At 38.0% G+C, this 17,780-nt stretch carries 15 protein-coding genes and 1 pseudogene; 8 read left to right on the top strand and 8 right to left on the bottom strand.

Annotated elements, in window-relative coordinates; translation table 11 throughout:
• The first annotated feature begins 4 nt into the window (after nucleotides 1-4).
• Both KP712_RS01285 and KP712_RS01280 read left to right on the top strand, forming a co-directional pair.
• Entirely contained in the window at nucleotides 5-703 is a 699-nt protein-coding gene (locus KP712_RS01285; protein ID WP_048954080.1) for a lactate utilization protein C, read from the top strand.
• A 178-nt stretch (nucleotides 704-881) separates the two neighbouring features.
• Nucleotides 882-3,728: a TonB-dependent receptor domain-containing protein gene (locus tag KP712_RS01280; RefSeq protein WP_048954081.1), complete on the top strand. Its 2,847-nt coding sequence runs from the start codon at nucleotides 882-884 to the stop codon at nucleotides 3,726-3,728.
• 96 nt (nucleotides 3,729-3,824) lie between these two features.
• Here KP712_RS01280 and mtnN read toward each other — a convergent pair whose 3' ends face one another.
• From mtnN to dsbC, 4 genes are all read right to left on the bottom strand, one after another.
• Nucleotides 3,825-4,514 carry a 5'-methylthioadenosine/S-adenosylhomocysteine nucleosidase gene (gene mtnN, locus KP712_RS01275; RefSeq protein ID WP_048954082.1) on the bottom strand — a complete coding sequence of 230 codons (690 nt, stop codon included), beginning with the start codon at nucleotides 4,512-4,514 and terminating at the stop codon, nucleotides 3,825-3,827.
• Nucleotides 4,514-5,218 carry a thiol:disulfide interchange protein DsbA/DsbL gene (locus tag KP712_RS01270; RefSeq protein WP_048954083.1) on the bottom strand — a complete coding sequence of 235 codons (705 nt, stop codon included), beginning with the start codon at nucleotides 5,216-5,218 and terminating at the stop codon, nucleotides 4,514-4,516. The genes mtnN and KP712_RS01270 overlap by 1 nt, the downstream gene beginning before the upstream one ends.
• Nucleotides 5,211-6,938, bottom strand: coding sequence for a single-stranded-DNA-specific exonuclease RecJ (gene recJ / locus KP712_RS01265; RefSeq protein WP_048954084.1), 1,728 nt, complete (start codon nucleotides 6,936-6,938; stop codon nucleotides 5,211-5,213). Before recJ ends, KP712_RS01270 begins: the two co-directional genes overlap by 8 nt.
• Nucleotides 6,939-7,225: 287 nt before the next feature.
• Nucleotides 7,226-7,915 (bottom strand): bifunctional protein-disulfide isomerase/oxidoreductase DsbC, encoded by a 690-nt coding sequence (dsbC, locus tag KP712_RS01260; protein ID WP_046952992.1) that lies wholly within the window; start codon nucleotides 7,913-7,915, stop codon nucleotides 7,226-7,228.
• Between the two features lie 132 nt (nucleotides 7,916-8,047).
• On the opposite strand from dsbC, the gene prfB reads away from it, so the two are divergent.
• Nucleotides 8,048-9,146 (top strand): peptide chain release factor 2 gene (gene prfB / locus KP712_RS01255; protein ID WP_111407231.1). Its coding sequence is split into 2 segments (ribosomal slippage): nucleotides 8,048-8,122 and nucleotides 8,124-9,146, totalling 1,098 coding nucleotides; the frame shifts between segments, so codons are not numbered across the junction.
• 112 nt (nucleotides 9,147-9,258) lie between these two features.
• On the top strand, nucleotides 9,259-10,767 hold the full coding sequence (gene lysS, locus KP712_RS01250; RefSeq protein ID WP_111407230.1) for a lysine--tRNA ligase: 1,509 nt from the start codon (nucleotides 9,259-9,261) through the stop codon (nucleotides 10,765-10,767).
• Between the two features lie 86 nt (nucleotides 10,768-10,853).
• Here the strand turns inward: lysS and mdh are convergent, their stop codons facing one another.
• Nucleotides 10,854-11,789: a malate dehydrogenase gene (mdh, locus tag KP712_RS01245; protein ID WP_111407229.1), complete on the bottom strand. Its 936-nt coding sequence runs from the start codon at nucleotides 11,787-11,789 to the stop codon at nucleotides 10,854-10,856.
• A 206-nt stretch (nucleotides 11,790-11,995) separates the two neighbouring features.
• Here mdh and argR point away from each other — a divergent pair, with 206 nt between their 5' ends.
• Together argR and KP712_RS01235 are read left to right on the top strand one after the other, a co-directional pair.
• Nucleotides 11,996-12,451 (top strand): transcriptional regulator ArgR, encoded by a 456-nt coding sequence (gene argR / locus KP712_RS01240; protein ID WP_111407228.1) that lies wholly within the window; start codon nucleotides 11,996-11,998, stop codon nucleotides 12,449-12,451.
• On the top strand, nucleotides 12,451-13,341 hold the full coding sequence (locus tag KP712_RS01235) for a TIGR01777 family oxidoreductase (RefSeq protein ID WP_111407227.1): 891 nt from the start codon (nucleotides 12,451-12,453) through the stop codon (nucleotides 13,339-13,341). The genes argR and KP712_RS01235 overlap by 1 nt, the downstream gene beginning before the upstream one ends.
• Nucleotides 13,342-13,406: 65 nt before the next feature.
• Here the strand turns inward: KP712_RS01235 and purF are convergent, their stop codons facing one another.
• The 3 genes from purF to yfbV form a co-directional block, all read right to left on the bottom strand.
• On the bottom strand, nucleotides 13,407-14,924 hold the full coding sequence (gene purF / locus KP712_RS01230) for an amidophosphoribosyltransferase (RefSeq protein WP_111407226.1): 1,518 nt from the start codon (nucleotides 14,922-14,924) through the stop codon (nucleotides 13,407-13,409).
• A 10-nt stretch (nucleotides 14,925-14,934) separates the two neighbouring features.
• A complete protein-coding gene (locus KP712_RS01225) occupies nucleotides 14,935-15,426 on the bottom strand; it encodes a CvpA family protein (RefSeq protein WP_005626270.1) in 492 nt (163 codons plus the stop codon).
• Nucleotides 15,427-15,512: 86 nt separating this feature from the next.
• Nucleotides 15,513-15,956, bottom strand: coding sequence for a terminus macrodomain insulation protein YfbV (yfbV, locus tag KP712_RS01220; RefSeq protein ID WP_111407225.1), 444 nt, complete (start codon nucleotides 15,954-15,956; stop codon nucleotides 15,513-15,515).
• A gap of 220 nt (nucleotides 15,957-16,176) precedes the next feature.
• On the opposite strand from yfbV, the gene KP712_RS01215 reads away from it, so the two are divergent.
• Both KP712_RS01215 and KP712_RS09205 read left to right on the top strand, forming a co-directional pair.
• Nucleotides 16,177-17,382 (top strand): acetate kinase, encoded by a 1,206-nt coding sequence (locus tag KP712_RS01215; RefSeq protein ID WP_048954092.1) that lies wholly within the window; start codon nucleotides 16,177-16,179, stop codon nucleotides 17,380-17,382.
• A 65-nt stretch (nucleotides 17,383-17,447) separates the two neighbouring features.
• Nucleotides 17,448-17,771 (top strand): annotated as a pseudogene (locus tag KP712_RS09205) (AAA family ATPase); the annotation flags it as partial.
• Nucleotides 17,772-17,780 lie beyond the last annotated feature (9 nt).

Here is a 17,780-nt window from a genome sequence, read left to right as displayed (position 1 = left end):
AAGCATGGATTTACAAAATCGCGAAAATTTTCTTAATAAATTAGCGGCGAAAATGGGTAAAGCCCGTGCTATCGTACCTGAACCGATGGAAGCACCTGTCAATACGTACCCTACTGAGCGTTTAACCCATTTAAGTGCGGTTGATTTAGCGAATGAATTTACCAATTCTGCTAAAACCATGATGGTGGACGTAAATGTGTGTAAAGAGTCTGATGCAGTGCAAACTTTACTTGCTCTTTGTGAAAAATATGGTGGCGGTGATGTTGTGCTTAATTCCGATGAAAGATTGAGTGCGCTTGGTATTCCTGCGGCGCTTGAAGCGAAATATACTTGTCATACATGGTCACCAGAAACGGCACAAGATAATATTAGTTTTTCTGAAAAAGCTAATCTTGGTGTGGTTTATGCAGAATATGGTTTGGCGGAAACTGGCGGAATCGTCTTATTCTCTAGCGCAGATCGTGGACGTTCAGTGAGTTTATTACCTGAAAAATCGATTGTTGTTGTACGTAAAAGCCAAGTACTTCCACGTGTTGCACAAGTGGCGAAGGTATTACACGATAAAGCACAACAAGGCGAGCGTATGCCATCTTGTATCAATATTATCTCAGGTCCAAGCTCAACGGCGGATATTGAATTGATTAAAGTGATTGGTGTCCATGGACCCGTAGCAAAAATCTATTTAATAATTGATGATCTATAATGCAGAAAGGGGTAAATGCCCCTTTTTCTTTCCCCTATCAAGACATTTTTCTACCTTCATCTGAAATTAGTTTTTTTCATTATTTTTTGTTATTTCATTAATTTTATTAAATTACCTCTTGAGTTTTTTAGTTAAAATGAAATAATGATAATCTTTCTCAATAAAAAAGGATATGATAATGAAGAAAGTTATTAAATTAAATTTAATCACACTCTGCTTAATCAATACCCTAAGTGTTTCTATCGTTGATGCAAAAGCTGAAGAAACATTAGATCAAATTGATGTAGTAGAAAAAAATGTCGCCAACGATAAAAAACCTTTTACGGAAGCGAAAGCAAAAAGCACCCGAGAGCATATTTTTAAAGAAACCCAAACTATCGATCAAGTTATTCGAAGTATCCCTGGTGCTTTTACTCAACAAGATAAAGGCTCTGGCGTAGTTTCTGTGAATATTCGTGGCGAAAATGGGTTAGGTCGTGTCAATACAATGGTCGATGGGGTTACACAAACCTTCTATTCCACCTCAATGGATTCAGGTCAATCAGGTGGTAATTCTCAATTCGGTGCATCGCTTGATCCTAACTTCATTGCTGGTGTCGATGTCAATAAAAGTAACTTTTCAGGTTCTAATGGCGTAAATACCTTATCTGGTAGTGCCAATTTTAGAACGCTAGGTGTTAATGATGTTATTACTGATGACAAACCATTTGGGCTTATCGTAAAAGGAATGACGGGGAGCAATGCAACTAAATCGAATTTTATGACAATGGCTGCAGGCAGAAAATGGCTTGATAATGGTGGTTATGTTGGTGTGGTATATGGTTACAGTCAACGTGAGGTGTCTCAAGATTATCGTATCGGTGGAGGAGAACGATTGTCTTCGCTAGGACAAGATATTCTTGCTAAAGAAAAAGAAGCCTATTTCCACAATGCAGGTTATGTTTTAAATTCAGCTGGACAGTGGACACCTGATTTAAACAAAAACCATTGGTCTTGCAATGCACCTAATCCAACATTTCATGGAAGTACAGAAAAAACGACAAGCTCTAATGATTTAACAGGAGAAACAGAAACAATATGGACCGATTCAAATTGTATTACTCATATTGAAAAATCCAATATATACGATCCTGAAGAAACAGAGACCAGTGTAAAAAATATTTATAAAAATCAAGCTAGAAAAAATATTCTACAACAATTAGGAGCAGGAAAAAAACCTGAGGATATTGAAGAGCTCCAAAAAGGTGATGATGGAATTGAAAAAACTGACAAATCATTTGAACGTAATAAAGATCAATATAGTGTCGCTCCTATTGAACCAGGCAGCTTACAATCTCGCTCACGTAGCCATTTGTTAAAATTTGAATATGGAGATGATCACCATACTCTAGGAGCTCAACTACGCACATTGGATAATAAAATTGGTTCTCGCAAAATTGAAAACCGTAATTACCAAGTCAATTATAACTTCAATAATAACAACTATCTTGATCTTAATTTAATGGCAGCACATAACATTGGCAAAACCATTTATCCTAAGGGTGGCTTTTTTGCTGGTTGGCAAGTTGCAGATAAACTTATCACAAAAAATGTGGCAAATATCATTGATATTAATAACAGCTATACCTTCTTATTGCCAAAAGAAATCGATTTAAAAACCACATTAGGGTTTAACTATTTTACTAACGAATACAGTAAAAACCGTTTTCCAGAAGAATTAAGTTTATTTTATAATGATGCTTCACATGATCAAGGTAACTACAGTAATTTAGGACGATTTAAAGGTAGTCGTAATTTACTGCCACAACGTTCAGTGATCTTACAACCTTCAGGTAAGCAGAAATTTAAAACAGTATATTTTGATACCGCACTTTCTAAAGGAATTTACCATTTAGACTATAGTGTCAATTTTACGCATTATGCATTTAACGGTGAGTATGTAGGTTACGAAAATACACCAACACAAATTAATGAGCCGATTTTGCATAAATCAGGTCATAAAAAAGCATTCAATCATTCTGCTACATTAAGTGCAGAACTGAGTGATTATTTTATGCCATTTTTTACTTATTCACGAACACACAGAATGCCGAATATTCAAGAGATGTTTTTCTCTCAAGTGTCTGATGCTGGAGTGAATACGGGATTAAAACCTGAGCGAGCTGAAACTTATCAACTTGGTTTTAATACCTATAAAAAAGGCGTTTTCACTAAAGAAGATGTATTAGGTTTAAAATTAGTGGGCTATCGTAGTTTTATCAAAAATTATATTCATAATGTATATGGTGTATGGTGGAGAGATGGCATTGTTCCTGACTGGGCTTCTGAGAATGGATTTAGATTTACCATTGCTCATCAAAATTATAAGCCAATTGTGAAAAAGAGCGGTGTTGAATTAGAAGTAAATTATGACATGGGACGTTTCTTTGCAAATCTGTCTTATGCATACCAACGAACAAATCAACCAACCAATTATGCAGATGCTAGTCCACGTCCTAACAATGCGTCAAAAGAGGATATTCTGAAACAAGGTTATGGTCTATCCCGTATCTCAATGCTACCTAAAGATTATGGAAGATTAGAACTTGGATCTCGCTGGTTTGATCAAAAATTAACTCTTGGTATCGCAGCACGTTACTATGGGAAAAGTAAACGAGCAACCATTCAAGAAGATTATATTAACGGTTCTCAATTTGAATTAAATACGAGCCATGAACGAACTTATTATGCAATCAAGAAAACAGAGGAAATTAATAAACAACCGATTATTTTAGATTTGCATGTAAGTTATGAACCTGTTAAAGATTTAATTATCAAAGCTGAAGTACAAAACCTACTAGATAAACGTTATGTTGATCCTTTAGACTCAGGCAATGATGCTGCTTCACAGCGCTATTATTCAAGCTTAAATGATTCAATTTGTAGTAAAAATAATACTTGTGAAGATGGAGGAAAAGATAAATCTGTACTTTATAACTTTGCACGTGGAAGAACTTATATTCTAAGTTTGAACTATAAATTCTAATTGGCTCATATAAAAAGGCATAGCTAATAAGCTATGCCTTTTAAATAATATTTATGATTTAATTGTAAAATTTATTATCTGATTAAAAGATTATTACTACAGTCTATCAATCATCCCTAATACTAATGATGAAGACTGTTTTGCAGCCAACGGTAAGAACTCTTCAAAAGACATACTTGCTTCACCATTGCCTGCATCAGAAATTGCTCGAACCACTACAAAAGGCACATTAAAAGCATAGCAAACTTGTGCAATCGCTGTGGCTTCCATTTCAACCCCCGTCACATTCGGGAAGTCAGCTTTTATTTGTGCAATTTTGTCTTCACTATTAATAAAACTATCGCCAGAGCAAATTAAACCACGTTTTACTGATTGTCCTTGCTTTTCTGCAATTTCTTGAGCGAGGTCAGCTAGTTTTTGGTCTGATAAAAATGCCGCGGGATTAGCGGGCAGCTGCCCTTTTTCATAGCCAAAAGCTGTCACATCCGCATCGTGGTAGCGTGTTTCATCAGAAATCACAATATCCCCCACTTTCAAGCCTTTTGCTACCCCACCCGCAGAACCAGTATTGATCACAAAATCTGGCTTGGCTAATTGCAACAATGCAGTCGTACCAATTGCGGCAGCCACTTTTCCAATACCTGATTGCAATAATGCAACATTTTTACCATTAATTTTGCCTTCAAAAATGACCGCACTTGCTACTCGAGTTTCAGTTCTCTCTGCCATTAAATTTTTTAAAATTTCTACTTCTTGCGCCATTGCGCCAACAATTCCGATTTTCATCACTTTTGTTCCTGTTCTATTTTATTTACCAAAAAATCTAACACCGCCACGCTATAATCATCGTTATAAAGGGTGCTCGCCGTGAGTACATATTTTCCCCCAATGACAACGTAAGGATAGGTAAACACACCATATTCTTCCGTCAATTCAATCGCATCTTGAATTTGCTCTTTTACTCTTTCTGAATTTTCAGCCTGAATAAATAACTGTTTATCTAGAGCTTGTTCTTCCGCCCATTGTTGAATTTTATTTGTCGCAGACAACTCTGCATAACGGGATTTTTCTGAAGTTTCAAATAATAAAACATTAGATAATTCACCCGCACTTAGTGCTTGCAAGGTATAAAAAACGCGTGCGCTAAACTGACTATCCGCAGTTGCAATAGGATATTGCTCCAACGCAACTTTATTTGTACGCATTTGACTATAAAGCTCTAAAATATCTTGCGCTGACGAACATACGCGGCAATCGTAATCAAAAAAGAATTGAATACGTATTTTTTTGTCTGCTCTAGGCGCTTGTTCAATAGGTTCTTGATAAGAAAAATAATCCCGCCCATCTTCAAAATGCATGACATCAGAAGATGGTAAGTGCGGTGGATTTTGAGTAGAAAATTCTTTTTGATTTACTTCAGCTAAAACCGATGATGTAAACCCAAATAAGCCTAATACGAATAATCCATAAAATTTCAAAACATTACTCATCAATCGCTTCAATATATTCTACTAAAAGCTGTACATTTCGGTTACCACGAAACTCATTAACATCCAATTTATATGCAAATCTTGCCTGTTTAATTGAAAGATCGGGATATAATCTTGTGTCAATATTAAACGCAACCGCATCTAATAAAGGGCCACCTTGTTTTGGCTCCACTAACATTTTGAGATGATTTTGATTTTGTCCAATTGCACGCTGATCTAAAATTTTGAATTCACCATCAAAACAAGGCTCTGGGAAAGCTTGTCCCCAAGGGCCTGCTGATTTTATCAATTCCGCCGTTTCAAGATTAAATTCATTTGAATTTAATTCGCCATCGGTCCAAATTACACCTTGTAAATGTTCTTCATCAAGCCAATCGGCAACAGTTTGATTAAAAATATGTTGGAAATCGTCAAAGTGTTCTTCTCGAAGGCTTAATCCTGCAGCCATCGCATGGCCACCAAATTTTAAAATCATATTAGGATGTTGCGAATGAATACGCTCCAAAACATCACGCATATGTAAGCCTTCAATAGAACGCGCGGAACCTTTCAAAACTCCCTCACCATCTTTCGCGAAGGCAATGACTGGACGGTGATATTGCTCTTTAATCCGAGAGGATACTATTCCCAACACACCTTGATGCCAATCGGGTTGATAAAGTGTAATCCCCGAAGGTAACTCTTTAAAAAGTGCGGTGAGATTTTGGCAAATTTCTAGCGCCTCAAGTTTCATGCCTGCTTCAATTTCTTTACGCGTTTGGTTAAGTTGGTCAAGCTCTAAAGCGAATTCTCTGGCTTTTAGCATATCGTCCGCCAGTAAAAGCTCTACCCCAATCGACATATTGTCTAAGCGCCCTGCTGCATTTAAACGAGGCCCGATACAAAAACCGAGATCACTTGAAGTAAACTGTTCAACATTACGGTTAGCCACTTCAGCCAACGCAACAATACCTGGACGGCAACGCCGTGCACGAATCCGCATTAAGCCTTGATAAGCAAGGATACGATTATTTTGATCTAAAGGCACCACATCTGCGACAGTACCCAATGCTACTAGATCGAGCAAATCAGTAAAATTAGGTTGTGTTTCTGCAGTAAAAATACCGAGCTCACGAAATTTTGCTCGTACGGCTAACATCAAATAAAACGCAACACCAACGCCCGCTAAGGATTTTGAAGGAAAACCACACTGGCTTAAATTAGGGTTAACAATAGCATCGGCTGGCGGCAAAGTTTCGGGTGGTAAATGGTGATCCGTCACTAAAACACGGATACCTTTCTCTTTCAAAAATGCAACGCCTTCAAAAGATGAAACGCCGTTATCCACCGTCATTAAAAGCTGTACACCCTTTTCAATCGCCATTTCAGCCATAGGAATACTCAAACCATAACCTTGTTCAAATCGATTTGGTACAAGATAATCCACGTCAGCAAAACCAAGTTGTTTTAAAGCCAGCACACTCAATGCTGTACTAGTTGCACCATCAGCATCAAAATCCCCAACAATCACTATTTTTTGCTGTTGTTGGTAAGCTTCCACTAATAAATTTACGGCTTGATCAATACCATATAGCTGATTTGGATTCAGAATTGATTTTAAAGTGCGGTCTAATTCTTCAGTGTTTTGAATATGGCGTGCGCGATAAAGGCGATCTAATAACGGATGGTTTGAAACAGAATTTCCAACTGGAATTTCACGGCGTTTGATAAGTTTTTTCACTGGATATTAATTCATATCTAAAAGCAAAAAGCTGTTGAAATCAACAGCTTTTTTATCTATACTTTTTCCTGTCGGTCAGGGCTTTTAACCCTGAATGCTGACAGGGGTTAAAAGCCCTACTGACCATTAGTCTAACTATTGTGTCAGCTAAGGATTTTAATAATGCCTAAATTATGTATCTATATCATAGTCTTAGTATTGTTAATGCTTTTAAGCTCCCCAGCATATTAAGCATAACCGACTAAATACAAGGGGTAGACATCTGCCCCTTGGTTTTCATTATAAAATTATTTCGCTGTTTCTTCAAGTGCGCTCAATAAATCAGCTGGTTTTAAATAACCGCCAATAAGCTCACCAGTTGAGGTAACAATACTTGGTGTACCATTTACGCCAAATTGCGCGCCTAATTCATAATGTTTTTTCACAACATTTGGGGTTTTAACTTCTTTCGGTAAATTGCCTTTTTCTGCTTCATTTAAAGCAAAAACAGGATCTTTTGCCGTCCAAATTGCTTCCATTTGTTTTGCAGTTTGGTTATTCATGCCCGCACGAGGGAAAGCTAAATAACGCACGGTAATACCAAGATCATTATATTCTTTTAATTGCTGATGTAATAAATGGCAATAATGGCAAGTAATATCCATAAATACCGTCACAACATGCTTTTCATTTTTTGCGGGATAAACAATCATCTCGTTTTTATAAGAATTAAGTTTATCCACTAAAATTTTACCCGCGACATCAACAGGGCCATTATTTGTGAGTTCGTAAAGTTTACCTTGGAAAGCATATTTTCCATCTTCCGTCACATAAAGTACGCCTTGATCTGTTACGGCAGTTTTGATGCCTGAAATTGGCGAGGATTTCACATCAATATTTGATGCGCCAAGAGACTGTAATTTGCTTTTAATCGTGGCATCGTTTGCCATTGCATTAGCCGCAGCCACGCACAAAAGTGCGGTAAGAATTTTCTTCATTTTTTGTTCCTAAATTAGCTTGAGTAAGAAAGTCTGAAATTATAGAGAGATTGCTAATTTCTGCAAGGTCAAACTATCCAAAAATCAGAAAATAGCATATAATTCCACACTTTATCACACAGTGAATTTATTATGTTTGAAATCAATCCTGTAAAAAATAAAATCACCGACTTAACCGACCGCACTTCGGTGCTTCGGGGGTATCTTTGACTTCGATGCCAAAGTTGAGCGTTTAGAAGAAGTCAATGCGGAATTAGAACAGCCTGATGTTTGGAATGATCCAGATAAAGCCCAAGCGCTTGGTAAAGAACGCGTTTCTTTAGAACAAGTTGTAAATACCATCAAAAATTTAGAACAAGGCTTAGAAGATGTTGATGGGTTGTTAGAACTTGCCATCGAAGCAGAAGACGAAGACACCTTCAATGAAGCAGTTGCTGAGTTAGCTGAACTCGAACAACAACTGGAAAAATTAGAGTTCCGTCGAATGTTTAGTGGAGAACATGATGCTTGCGATTGCTATGTCGACTTACAAGCTGGTTCTGGCGGCACGGAAGCTCAAGATTGGACAGAAATGTTACTGCGTATGTATCTCCGTTGGGCAGAAAGCAAAGGTTTTAAAACAGAACTGATGGAAGTATCTGACGGTGATGTAGCTGGATTGAAATCGGCAACGATTAAAGTGAGTGGTGAATATGCCTTTGGTTGGTTACGAACAGAAACTGGTATTCATCGTTTAGTGCGTAAAAGTCCATTTGATTCCAATAACCGTCGTCATACATCATTCAGCGCAGCATTTGTCTACCCTGAAATTGATGACGATATTGATATTGAAATCAATCCTGCTGATTTACGTATTGATGTTTATCGTGCATCGGGAGCAGGTGGTCAGCACGTAAACAAAACTGAAAGTGCGGTGCGAATTACCCATATGCCAAGTGGCATTGTTGTACAATGTCAGAACGATCGTTCACAGCACAAGAACAAAGATCAAGCGATGAAACAATTAAAAGCAAAATTGTATGAGCTTGAATTACAGAAGAAAAATGCGGATAAGCAAGCAATGGAAGATAATAAATCCGACATTGGTTGGGGAAGCCAAATTCGCTCTTACGTATTAGACGATTCACGCATTAAAGATTTGCGGACTGGCGTGGAAAACCGTAACACCCAAGCCGTATTAGACGGTGATTTAGATCGATTTATTGAAGCGAGTTTAAAAGCTGGGCTTTAAGCATGATTTGCTGGATAAGTAAAGACGCATTACTTATCCAATCATAAGAAATAACCCCAAAGTGCGGTTATTTTTGAAGGTATTTTTAAAGTTAAAATGAAAGGTAAAAAACATGTCAGAACAAGAAGTTAAAGAATTAGATCTCAATGGCGAAATGCTCGTTCGTCGTGAAAAATTAGCCGCATTGCGTGCAAAAGGTAATGCATTTCCAAACAAATTTCGTCGTGATGCTCTCGCACAAGATTTGCACAATCAATATGATGCAGAAGACGGTGAAATCTTAAAAGAGAAAGGCGTTGAAGTACAAGTTGCTGGCCGTATTATGACTCGCCGCGCAATGGGTAAAGCGACGTTTATCACCATTCAAGATATGAGCGGTAAAATCCAGCTTTATGTTGCACGCGACAATTTGCCTGAAGGAGTTTATAAAGATGACGTTGGTACTTGGGATTTAGGCGACATCATTGGCGTTAAAGGCACTTTATTTAAAACAAAAACAGATGAACTCACCGTTAAAATCACTGAAGTTCAACTTTTAACTAAAGCACTTCGCCCATTACCAGACAAATTCCATGGTTTAACCGACCAAGAAGTTCGTTATCGCCAACGTTATTTAGATTTAATTTCTAACGAAGAATCTCGCCGCACTTTTATTATTCGTTCTAAAGTTGTCGCGGGTATTCGTGAATATTTCATTTCTAAAGGCTTTATGGAAGTGGAAACACCAATGTTACAAGTCATTCCAGGCGGTGCATCTGCACGTCCTTTCGTGACTCATCACAATGCATTAGATGTGGATATGTATTTACGTATCGCACCTGAACTTTATTTAAAACGCTTAGTAGTGGGTGGCTTTGAACGAGTATTTGAATTAAACCGCAACTTCCGTAATGAAGGGGTTTCTGTTCGTCATAATCCAGAATTTACCATGCTTGAATACTACCAAGCTTATGCGGACTACCATGATTTAATGGATAACACCGAAGAACTTCTTCGTAAATTAGCAATTGATATTCTTGGTACCACTATTGTGAAATACGGCGAATACGAATTTGATTTTGGTAAACCATTCGAACGTATTACGTTACACGATGCAACGATTAAATATGGTGCAGACAAAGGTATCGTAAAAGAAGATTTATATGACTTTGATCGTGCAAAAGCCACGGCAGAACGCTTAGGTATTGAAGTACAAAAATCTTGGGGCTTAGGCAGCATTGTGAATGCAATCTTTGAAGAAGTAGCGGAACATCACCTAATTCAACCAACATTCTTAATGGCTCACCCAGCGGAAATTTCGCCTCTTGCACGTCGTAATGATGAAAACCCAGATGTAACAGATCGTTTTGAGCTATTTATCGGTGGTCGTGAAATCGGTAATGGTTTCTCAGAGTTAAATGACGCGGAAGACCAAAATGAACGTTTTGATGCACAAGTCGCTGCGAAAGAAGCGGGTGATGATGAAGCGATGTTTAAAGATGAAGACTTTGTTGTTGCGCTAGAACACGGCTTACCACCAACAGCTGGTGAAGGTTTAGGTATCGACCGTCTAGCAATGCTTTATGCAAATGCACCGTCAATTCGTGATGTTATCTTATTCCCTGCAATGCGTCAGAAATAATAAAGACACAAACAAAAGCCACCATTTGGTGGCTTTTTTATCGAAACATAAAAAAGGGAGCTAATGCTCCCCTCATTTTTTAATGATTAACCATTAATAAATTTTTCACCTAATTCAATATCTGCACGTAAAGTCGGCAACATATTTTCTAGAGCTTGTTGTTCAAAATTGCTTAATGGACCAATTGGTAAAATTTCTTCTACACCTTCTTTACCTAAACGAACTGGTTGAGAGAAGAAACGAGCATATTTGCCATCGCCTTCAACATAAGTACATTCAACAACTGTCTCGCCACTCAATCCTTTCACTAAAGAACGAGCAAAACGCGCTGCAGCTTGCGCCATTGAAAGAGTTGCAGAACCGCCACCCGCTTTTGCATTGACCACTTCTGTACCTGCATTTTGGATACGTTTTGTTAATGGTTCGATTTCATCTTCATTCCATTCAGCATATTGAACCTGAGAAAGTAATGGAAGAATAGTCACACCTGAGTGACCACCAATAACAGGAACGCTAGTACGAGAAACATTTAAACCTTTTAATTCAGCCACAAAAGTTTCAGAACGTAACACGTCTAAAGTTGTCACACCAAATAATTTACGTTTGTCGTAAACGCCTGCTTTTTTCAATACTTCAGCCGCAATCGCAACGGTAGTATTTACTGGGTTAGTGATGATACCAACACAAGCTTTCGGGCAAGTAACCGCGACTTTTTCAATTAAACCACAAACAATGCCTGCATTAATATTGAATAAATCAGAGCGGTCCATACCAGGTTTACGTGCAACACCAGCAGAAATTAATACAACATCCGCACCTTCAAGTGCTGGAGTTGGATCTTCACCAGAAAAACCTTTCACATTCACTGCGGTTGGAATATGGCTCACATCTACTGCAACACCTGGGGTAACAGGGGCAATATCATATAATGCTAAATCTGAACCAGCAGGCAACTGAAGTTTTAGTAATAACGCTAATGCTTGACCAATACCGCCTGCGGCGCCTAATACTGCAACTTTCATAAATACTCCTTATGTGTTAGTTAATTTAAGATAACCTGATTTTAAAATTTTCATCTCACAATTACAAACAGAGAAATATCATTCTATGATCTAGTTCACATTTCTTAGGTAATTTTTTCCTTCTCTTTGCTTTTATTCACATTCAAGTTGATGAAAATGAATTTTTATGCAATTCTTATGCAAATTTTTAACTATTGAAATATAAAATGGCTGATAATTTAACTCGCGCTTTTAAAGAATTACTCAATCAAGAACGCTTTGGCTCTCAAAGTGAGATTGTCGATGCCTTAAAAAAACAAGGCTTTACAGGCATTAATCAATCAAAAATATCAAGAATGCTCACCAAATTTGGCGCTGTTCGCACCCGTAATACCAAAATGGAAATGGTCTATTGCTTACCGGGTGAATTAAGTGTTCCTAATACTAGCAGTCCATTAAAAAATCTTGTATTAGACGTTGATTACAATGATATGTTAATTGTCATTAAGACTTCTCCAGGTGCGGCACAACTCATCGCTCGCTTACTCGATTCAATTGGAAAATCAGAAGGCATCTTAGGCACTATCGCAGGCGATGACACAATTTTTATCACACCAACGCGTGGCACAAAAATTGTCGATTTACTCAAAAATGTTCAACGTTTATTTGAAAATGCGTTGTAATGAACATTTTATTAACTGGAGGCACGGGGCTTATCGGTAAAGCACTTGTCGAACAACTCTGCTTACGCAATGAACAAGTGACGGTCTTAACCCGCTCAAGTACGCCGCCCACTATCTCAAAACAAAAAAACATCAAATTTATTACTGCACTTTCCCAACTCAATTTGCAGGAGCAGTTTGACGCGATCATCAATCTTGCTGGCGAGCCTATTTTTCACAAAGCTTGGACGACAAACCAAAAATCGATTTTACGAGAAAGTCGTTTAAGCCTCACTACTCAACTGGTTGAATTCATTAATCAATATCAGCAACACCCTATTTTTATTTCAGGTTCAGCGAGTGGAATTTACGGCGATCAAGACGAACAAATAATTACCGAAGCAAGCAAAACAGCAAAAACCTTCACCGCACAATTATGCCAAGATTGGGAAGATATTGCGCGACAAGCTAATGCGAGGGTTTGTTTGATTCGAACAGGCATGGTCTTTTCTAAGAAAGGAGGCGCACTAGCTCAAATGTTGCCTCTATACAAATGGGGACTTGGCGGCAAACTGGGCAATGGAGAGCAATATTTTCCCTGGATTGCTTTGGAAGATATGGTAAATGGCATTTTATTTTTACTCGATCATTCAGAGTACCAAGGCTCATTTAACTTCACCGCCCCGAATCCCATAGAACAACATAAATTTAACCGCACTTTGGCTCGAATATTAAAACGTCCTGCCTTTGCAACCATTCCCAAATGGATATTACATTTCATTCTTGGCGAACGAGCGAATCTATTACTAGAAAGCCAAAATGTTGTGCCTGAAAAATTACTCAACGCAGGATTCCAATTTCAATATTCTGATTGCGAAAACTATCTAAAAGATATCCTAAAAAACAAATAAAAAAATCACCGCACTTTTTTAATGTAGTGATTTTTATCGGACTAAATATCTCGCCTTATCGCAATTTATTGTTCATTATAAATTTCAAGATTAGATGCTTGTTTTTCACGTTTTTTCTTTGCACTGTCGTTCCGTTGACTTGCAATTTTGTCTAAATATTCTGGCGTGATGTCACCTGTAATATATTCGCCTGTGAACACTGAACAATCAAATCCTCGAATAGCCGGATTTTCTAATTGAACAGATTCGGTAAGTGCGGTCAAATCTTGGAAAATTAGTTTATCTACACCAATCAAATGTGCAATTTCATCAACATCTCGACCGTAAGCGATCAGTTCATCGCGACTCGGCATATCAATACCATATACATTCGGATAACGAATTTCTGGAGCAGCCGAGGCAAAGTAAATTTTCTTCGCGCCAGCTGAGCGAGCCATTTCAACAATTTGCTCAGAGGTTGTGCCGCGAACAATAGAATCGTCCACCAATAAGACGTTTTTATCTTTAAATTCAGCTTTAATGGTATTCAATTTGCGACGAACAGAACTAATACGCTGTGCTTGTCCTGGCATAATAAACGTACGACCAACATAGCGATTTTTCACAAATCCTTGGCGATAAGGTTTCCCTAGTACACGAGCTATTTGTAACGCAATATCTGTGGAGGTTTCAGGAACGGGAATCACCACGTCAATATTATCACTTTCATCCGCCCATTGTTTTGCAATTTTTTGTCCGAGTTTTTCCCCCATGTGAACACGTGCAGCATAAACAGAGACACCATCAATTGTTGAATCTGGGCGTGCAAAATAAACATACTCAAAAATACAAGGATTTAACACCGCACTTTCGGCACATTGCTGCGAATAAAGCTCGCCATCAAAAGTGACATAAACGGCTTCACCAGGGGCAATATCACGAACAAAGTCAAAACCCACAATATCTAAGGCTACTGTTTCAGAGGCAAACATATACTCAGTTTTGCCATTTTCTTCGCGTTTACCCAACACCAAAGGACGAATACCAAAAGGATCACGAAACGCAATCATGCCATGTCCAATAATCATCGCTAAACAAGCATAAGCACCACGAACATCGTTGTGAGTTTGACGAACAGCATTAAAAATATCTTTTGGATCAAGTTTCTCTTGAGGAATGTGATCAAGGTGATTTGCAAGAATATTTAGAAGAAGTTCGGAATCTGAATTGGTGTTTACATGGCGGCGGGCAGTTTTAAAGACTTTTTCTTTTAACTCGACTGAGTTGGTTAAATTGCCGTTATGCACCAAAGTGACACCATAGGGAGAGTTCACATAAAAAGGCTGCGCTTCTGAGACGCTAGAACTCCCCGCTGTAGGATAGCGAACATGCCCCAATCCAGCATTTCCTTGCAACCGTAGCATATGCTCTTGATGGAACACATCACTCACTAAACCATTAGCTTTGCGTAAGCGGAAACGATTTTCATCGTCAACCGTCACAATGCCCGCAGCATCTTGCCCACGATGTTGCAAAAGCGTCAATGCCGCATAAATAGATTCATTAACCGGACTTTGACTAACAATACCGACAATACCACACATTTTGTGTCCCTTATTGATTAAGCGTTGGATTTAAAAAACTTGAACTAGCCTGAAGTTGTTGAAAGAACCATTCAATAATAAAACCAAAGTGCGGTATTAATTGAGATTCTTTCCACCAATCAGTTTGTTCAAAATTGGTGAAAGTATCCATGAAAAATAATAATGCAGCGACAATCAGTGCACCGCGTACTAAACCAAAAATCGCACCTAAAACACGATCAGTGCCGCTTAAACCAGTTTTATCTACTAATTGGCTAATCACATAATTTACTATGGCACCCACGATTAAAGTCAGTACAAATAAAATCCCGATTGCGGTTCCATTACGAATATACATTGATTCAATTTGCGTAAGATAAGCGGCAAGATAAGGATAGAACTGGCTTGCTACAATAAATGCTACAACCCAGCTACCGAGTGAAAGCACTTCGCGAACAAAACCGCGTAATAAACTGACAAGAATAGAAAAAGCGATAATGCCAATAATAATGTAATCGATCATTAAAAAATCTCTCAATGAAAAACGGCCGTTTAAAACGACCGAGGTATTCTACAAAAATAAAGCCAAAAAGAAAACGTTTGCGTAAACTAAATTTCCTGCCAAAAAGCACGTTCAAATTTGCTTTGAGCTTTCTTTAAAACTTCTGCTAAATGTTGGTATGTCGGTTGATCTTGCACAAAAGGCAAGGGCTCATGTAGTTGTTTTAAGCGTTCACAAATATCATAAAACCATACCGCACTTTGATTTTCTAATGGCGAACTCGCACGCTTACCAAGCCAATAAAGACCTTGAAAAGGAATAAGCAAGGCAAAAAGTGCGGTCAAAATTGCAATAGAAAACGCCATCAAATCATTTTTTGCATAAACCTGTTGCCACACCACTGCAAATACAGCAACAAAGGGCATGAGTTTTTGTGCAAAACTCGTGGCTTTCATAATACGGTTTTCAGGGAAAATCATGCCTAACTTAGCCTCTAGCGGCCAAGTATTAAGATAAATTTGTCCCTGTTTTAAAATGGAAAAAAATGCCATAAAAATGCTCGTTAAAATAACCGCACTTATCATACCCCACTTTATATTCTTTTGTCACCTTACCCAAAAAGTTTAAATTTTCAAAAAATTTAATAACCTGATGAATTTTTATGCATAGACGAATTTATTTTATTTACCAAAAAGTGTATCCTATGTTCAATTTTTTCAGTCCATTCAACTGAGTGGATTTTCATTAACTTTAATCAAATATAGGGTTCCTATGTCAAAACTTGTTCTAATCCTTAACTGTGGTAGTTCTTCATTAAAATTTGCAATCCTTGATCCAGCAACAGGTGAAGAAAAATTATCTGGTTTAGCTGAAGCATTTTTCCTTCCAGAAGCTCGCATTAAATGGAAACTTAACGGTGAGAAAGGGAGCGCAGATTTAGGTGCAGGTGCAGCACATACTGAAGCACTTGACTTCATTGCATCAAACATTATGACTGATGAGCTTAAAAACTCAATCACATCGATTGGTCACCGTATCGTTCACGGTGGTGAAAAATACACTCAATCCGTTGTAATCACAGATGAAGTGGTTAAAGGTATTGAAGATGCAGCACAATTTGCCCCACTTCACAACCCTGCTCACCTAATCGGTATTCGTGAAGCCTTTAAAACCTTCCCACATTTAAAAGATAAGAACGTTGCCGTATTTGATACTGCTTTCCACCAAACTATGCCTGAAGAAGCATTCTTATATGCGCTTCCATATTCACTTTATAAAGAGCACGCTGTTCGTCGCTATGGTGCTCACGGTACAAGCCACTACTTCGTTTCTCGTGAAGTCGCTGAATATGTCGGTAAGCCTGCAGACCAAGTCAATACGATTATTTGTCACTTAGGTAATGGGGGTTCTGTTTCTGTTGTTCGTAACGGTAAATGTATCGATACATCAATGGGCTTAACTCCGTTAGAAGGTTTAGTCATGGGTACGCGTTGTGGTGATATCGACCCTGCAATCGTATTCTACCTATACAAAAACTTAGGTATGTCAATGGAACAAATTGAAGAGACTTTAGTGAAAAAATCCGGTCTTTTAGGTTTAACTGAGGTAACCAGTGACTGTCGTTATGCAGAAGATAACTACGACGATCTGTCTAAGCCTGAAGCAAAACGTGCATTAGACGTCTATAGTTACCGTTTAGCAAAATACATCGGTGCTTATATGGCGGTATTAGGTGATGATCACTTAGATGCCATTGCATTTACTGGTGGTATCGGTGAAAACTCCGCTCATGTTCGTGAATTAGCATTAAATCACTTAAAATTATTTGGTATTAAAGTGGATAACGAACGCAATCTTGCAGCACGCTTCGGTAAAGATGGCGTAATCACTACTGATGATTCTGCATTTAAAGCGATTGTACTTCCAACTAATGAAGAGTTAGTCATCGCTCAAGATACCGCACGTTTAGCGGGCTAATCAACTTCCATCAAACCTGCTGAAAAATCAGCAGGTTTTTTTCATTTATTAAAAGGTATATCAAAATGACTAAAGCAGTTATTCTTATTCCAACTAGCACAGAAGCCAATTTAGCATCAGCATTAGAAATTGCTAAAACAACAAATGCGGTTATATTCAATGCAATAGAAGATGTAAAAGCCGCTCAAGCATTCATCGCAAATAATCAAAAAGACGTGTTGTTAGAAAAAATCGTTGCTGATTTCCAAGCATTAAATGCAAATCTAGTGGTTGTTAAAGGTGTTCAACCTTCAGCTCAAGCGCCTTTTGCAAACAGCTTAAACTTCTCGATTGCACAAACCTTAGATGCACAAATCATCTTAGTAGCAAACAATGAAGAAGGCACATTAGTAGAAGCC

This window comes from Haemophilus sp. SZY H68 (genome assembly GCF_018829685.1).
In the GTDB taxonomy this organism is placed as follows: domain Bacteria; phylum Pseudomonadota; class Gammaproteobacteria; order Enterobacterales; family Pasteurellaceae; genus Haemophilus; species Haemophilus haemolyticus_K.
The sequence above is the reverse complement of the archived record's forward strand: the minus strand, read 5'-3'. Positions and strand labels throughout refer to the sequence as shown.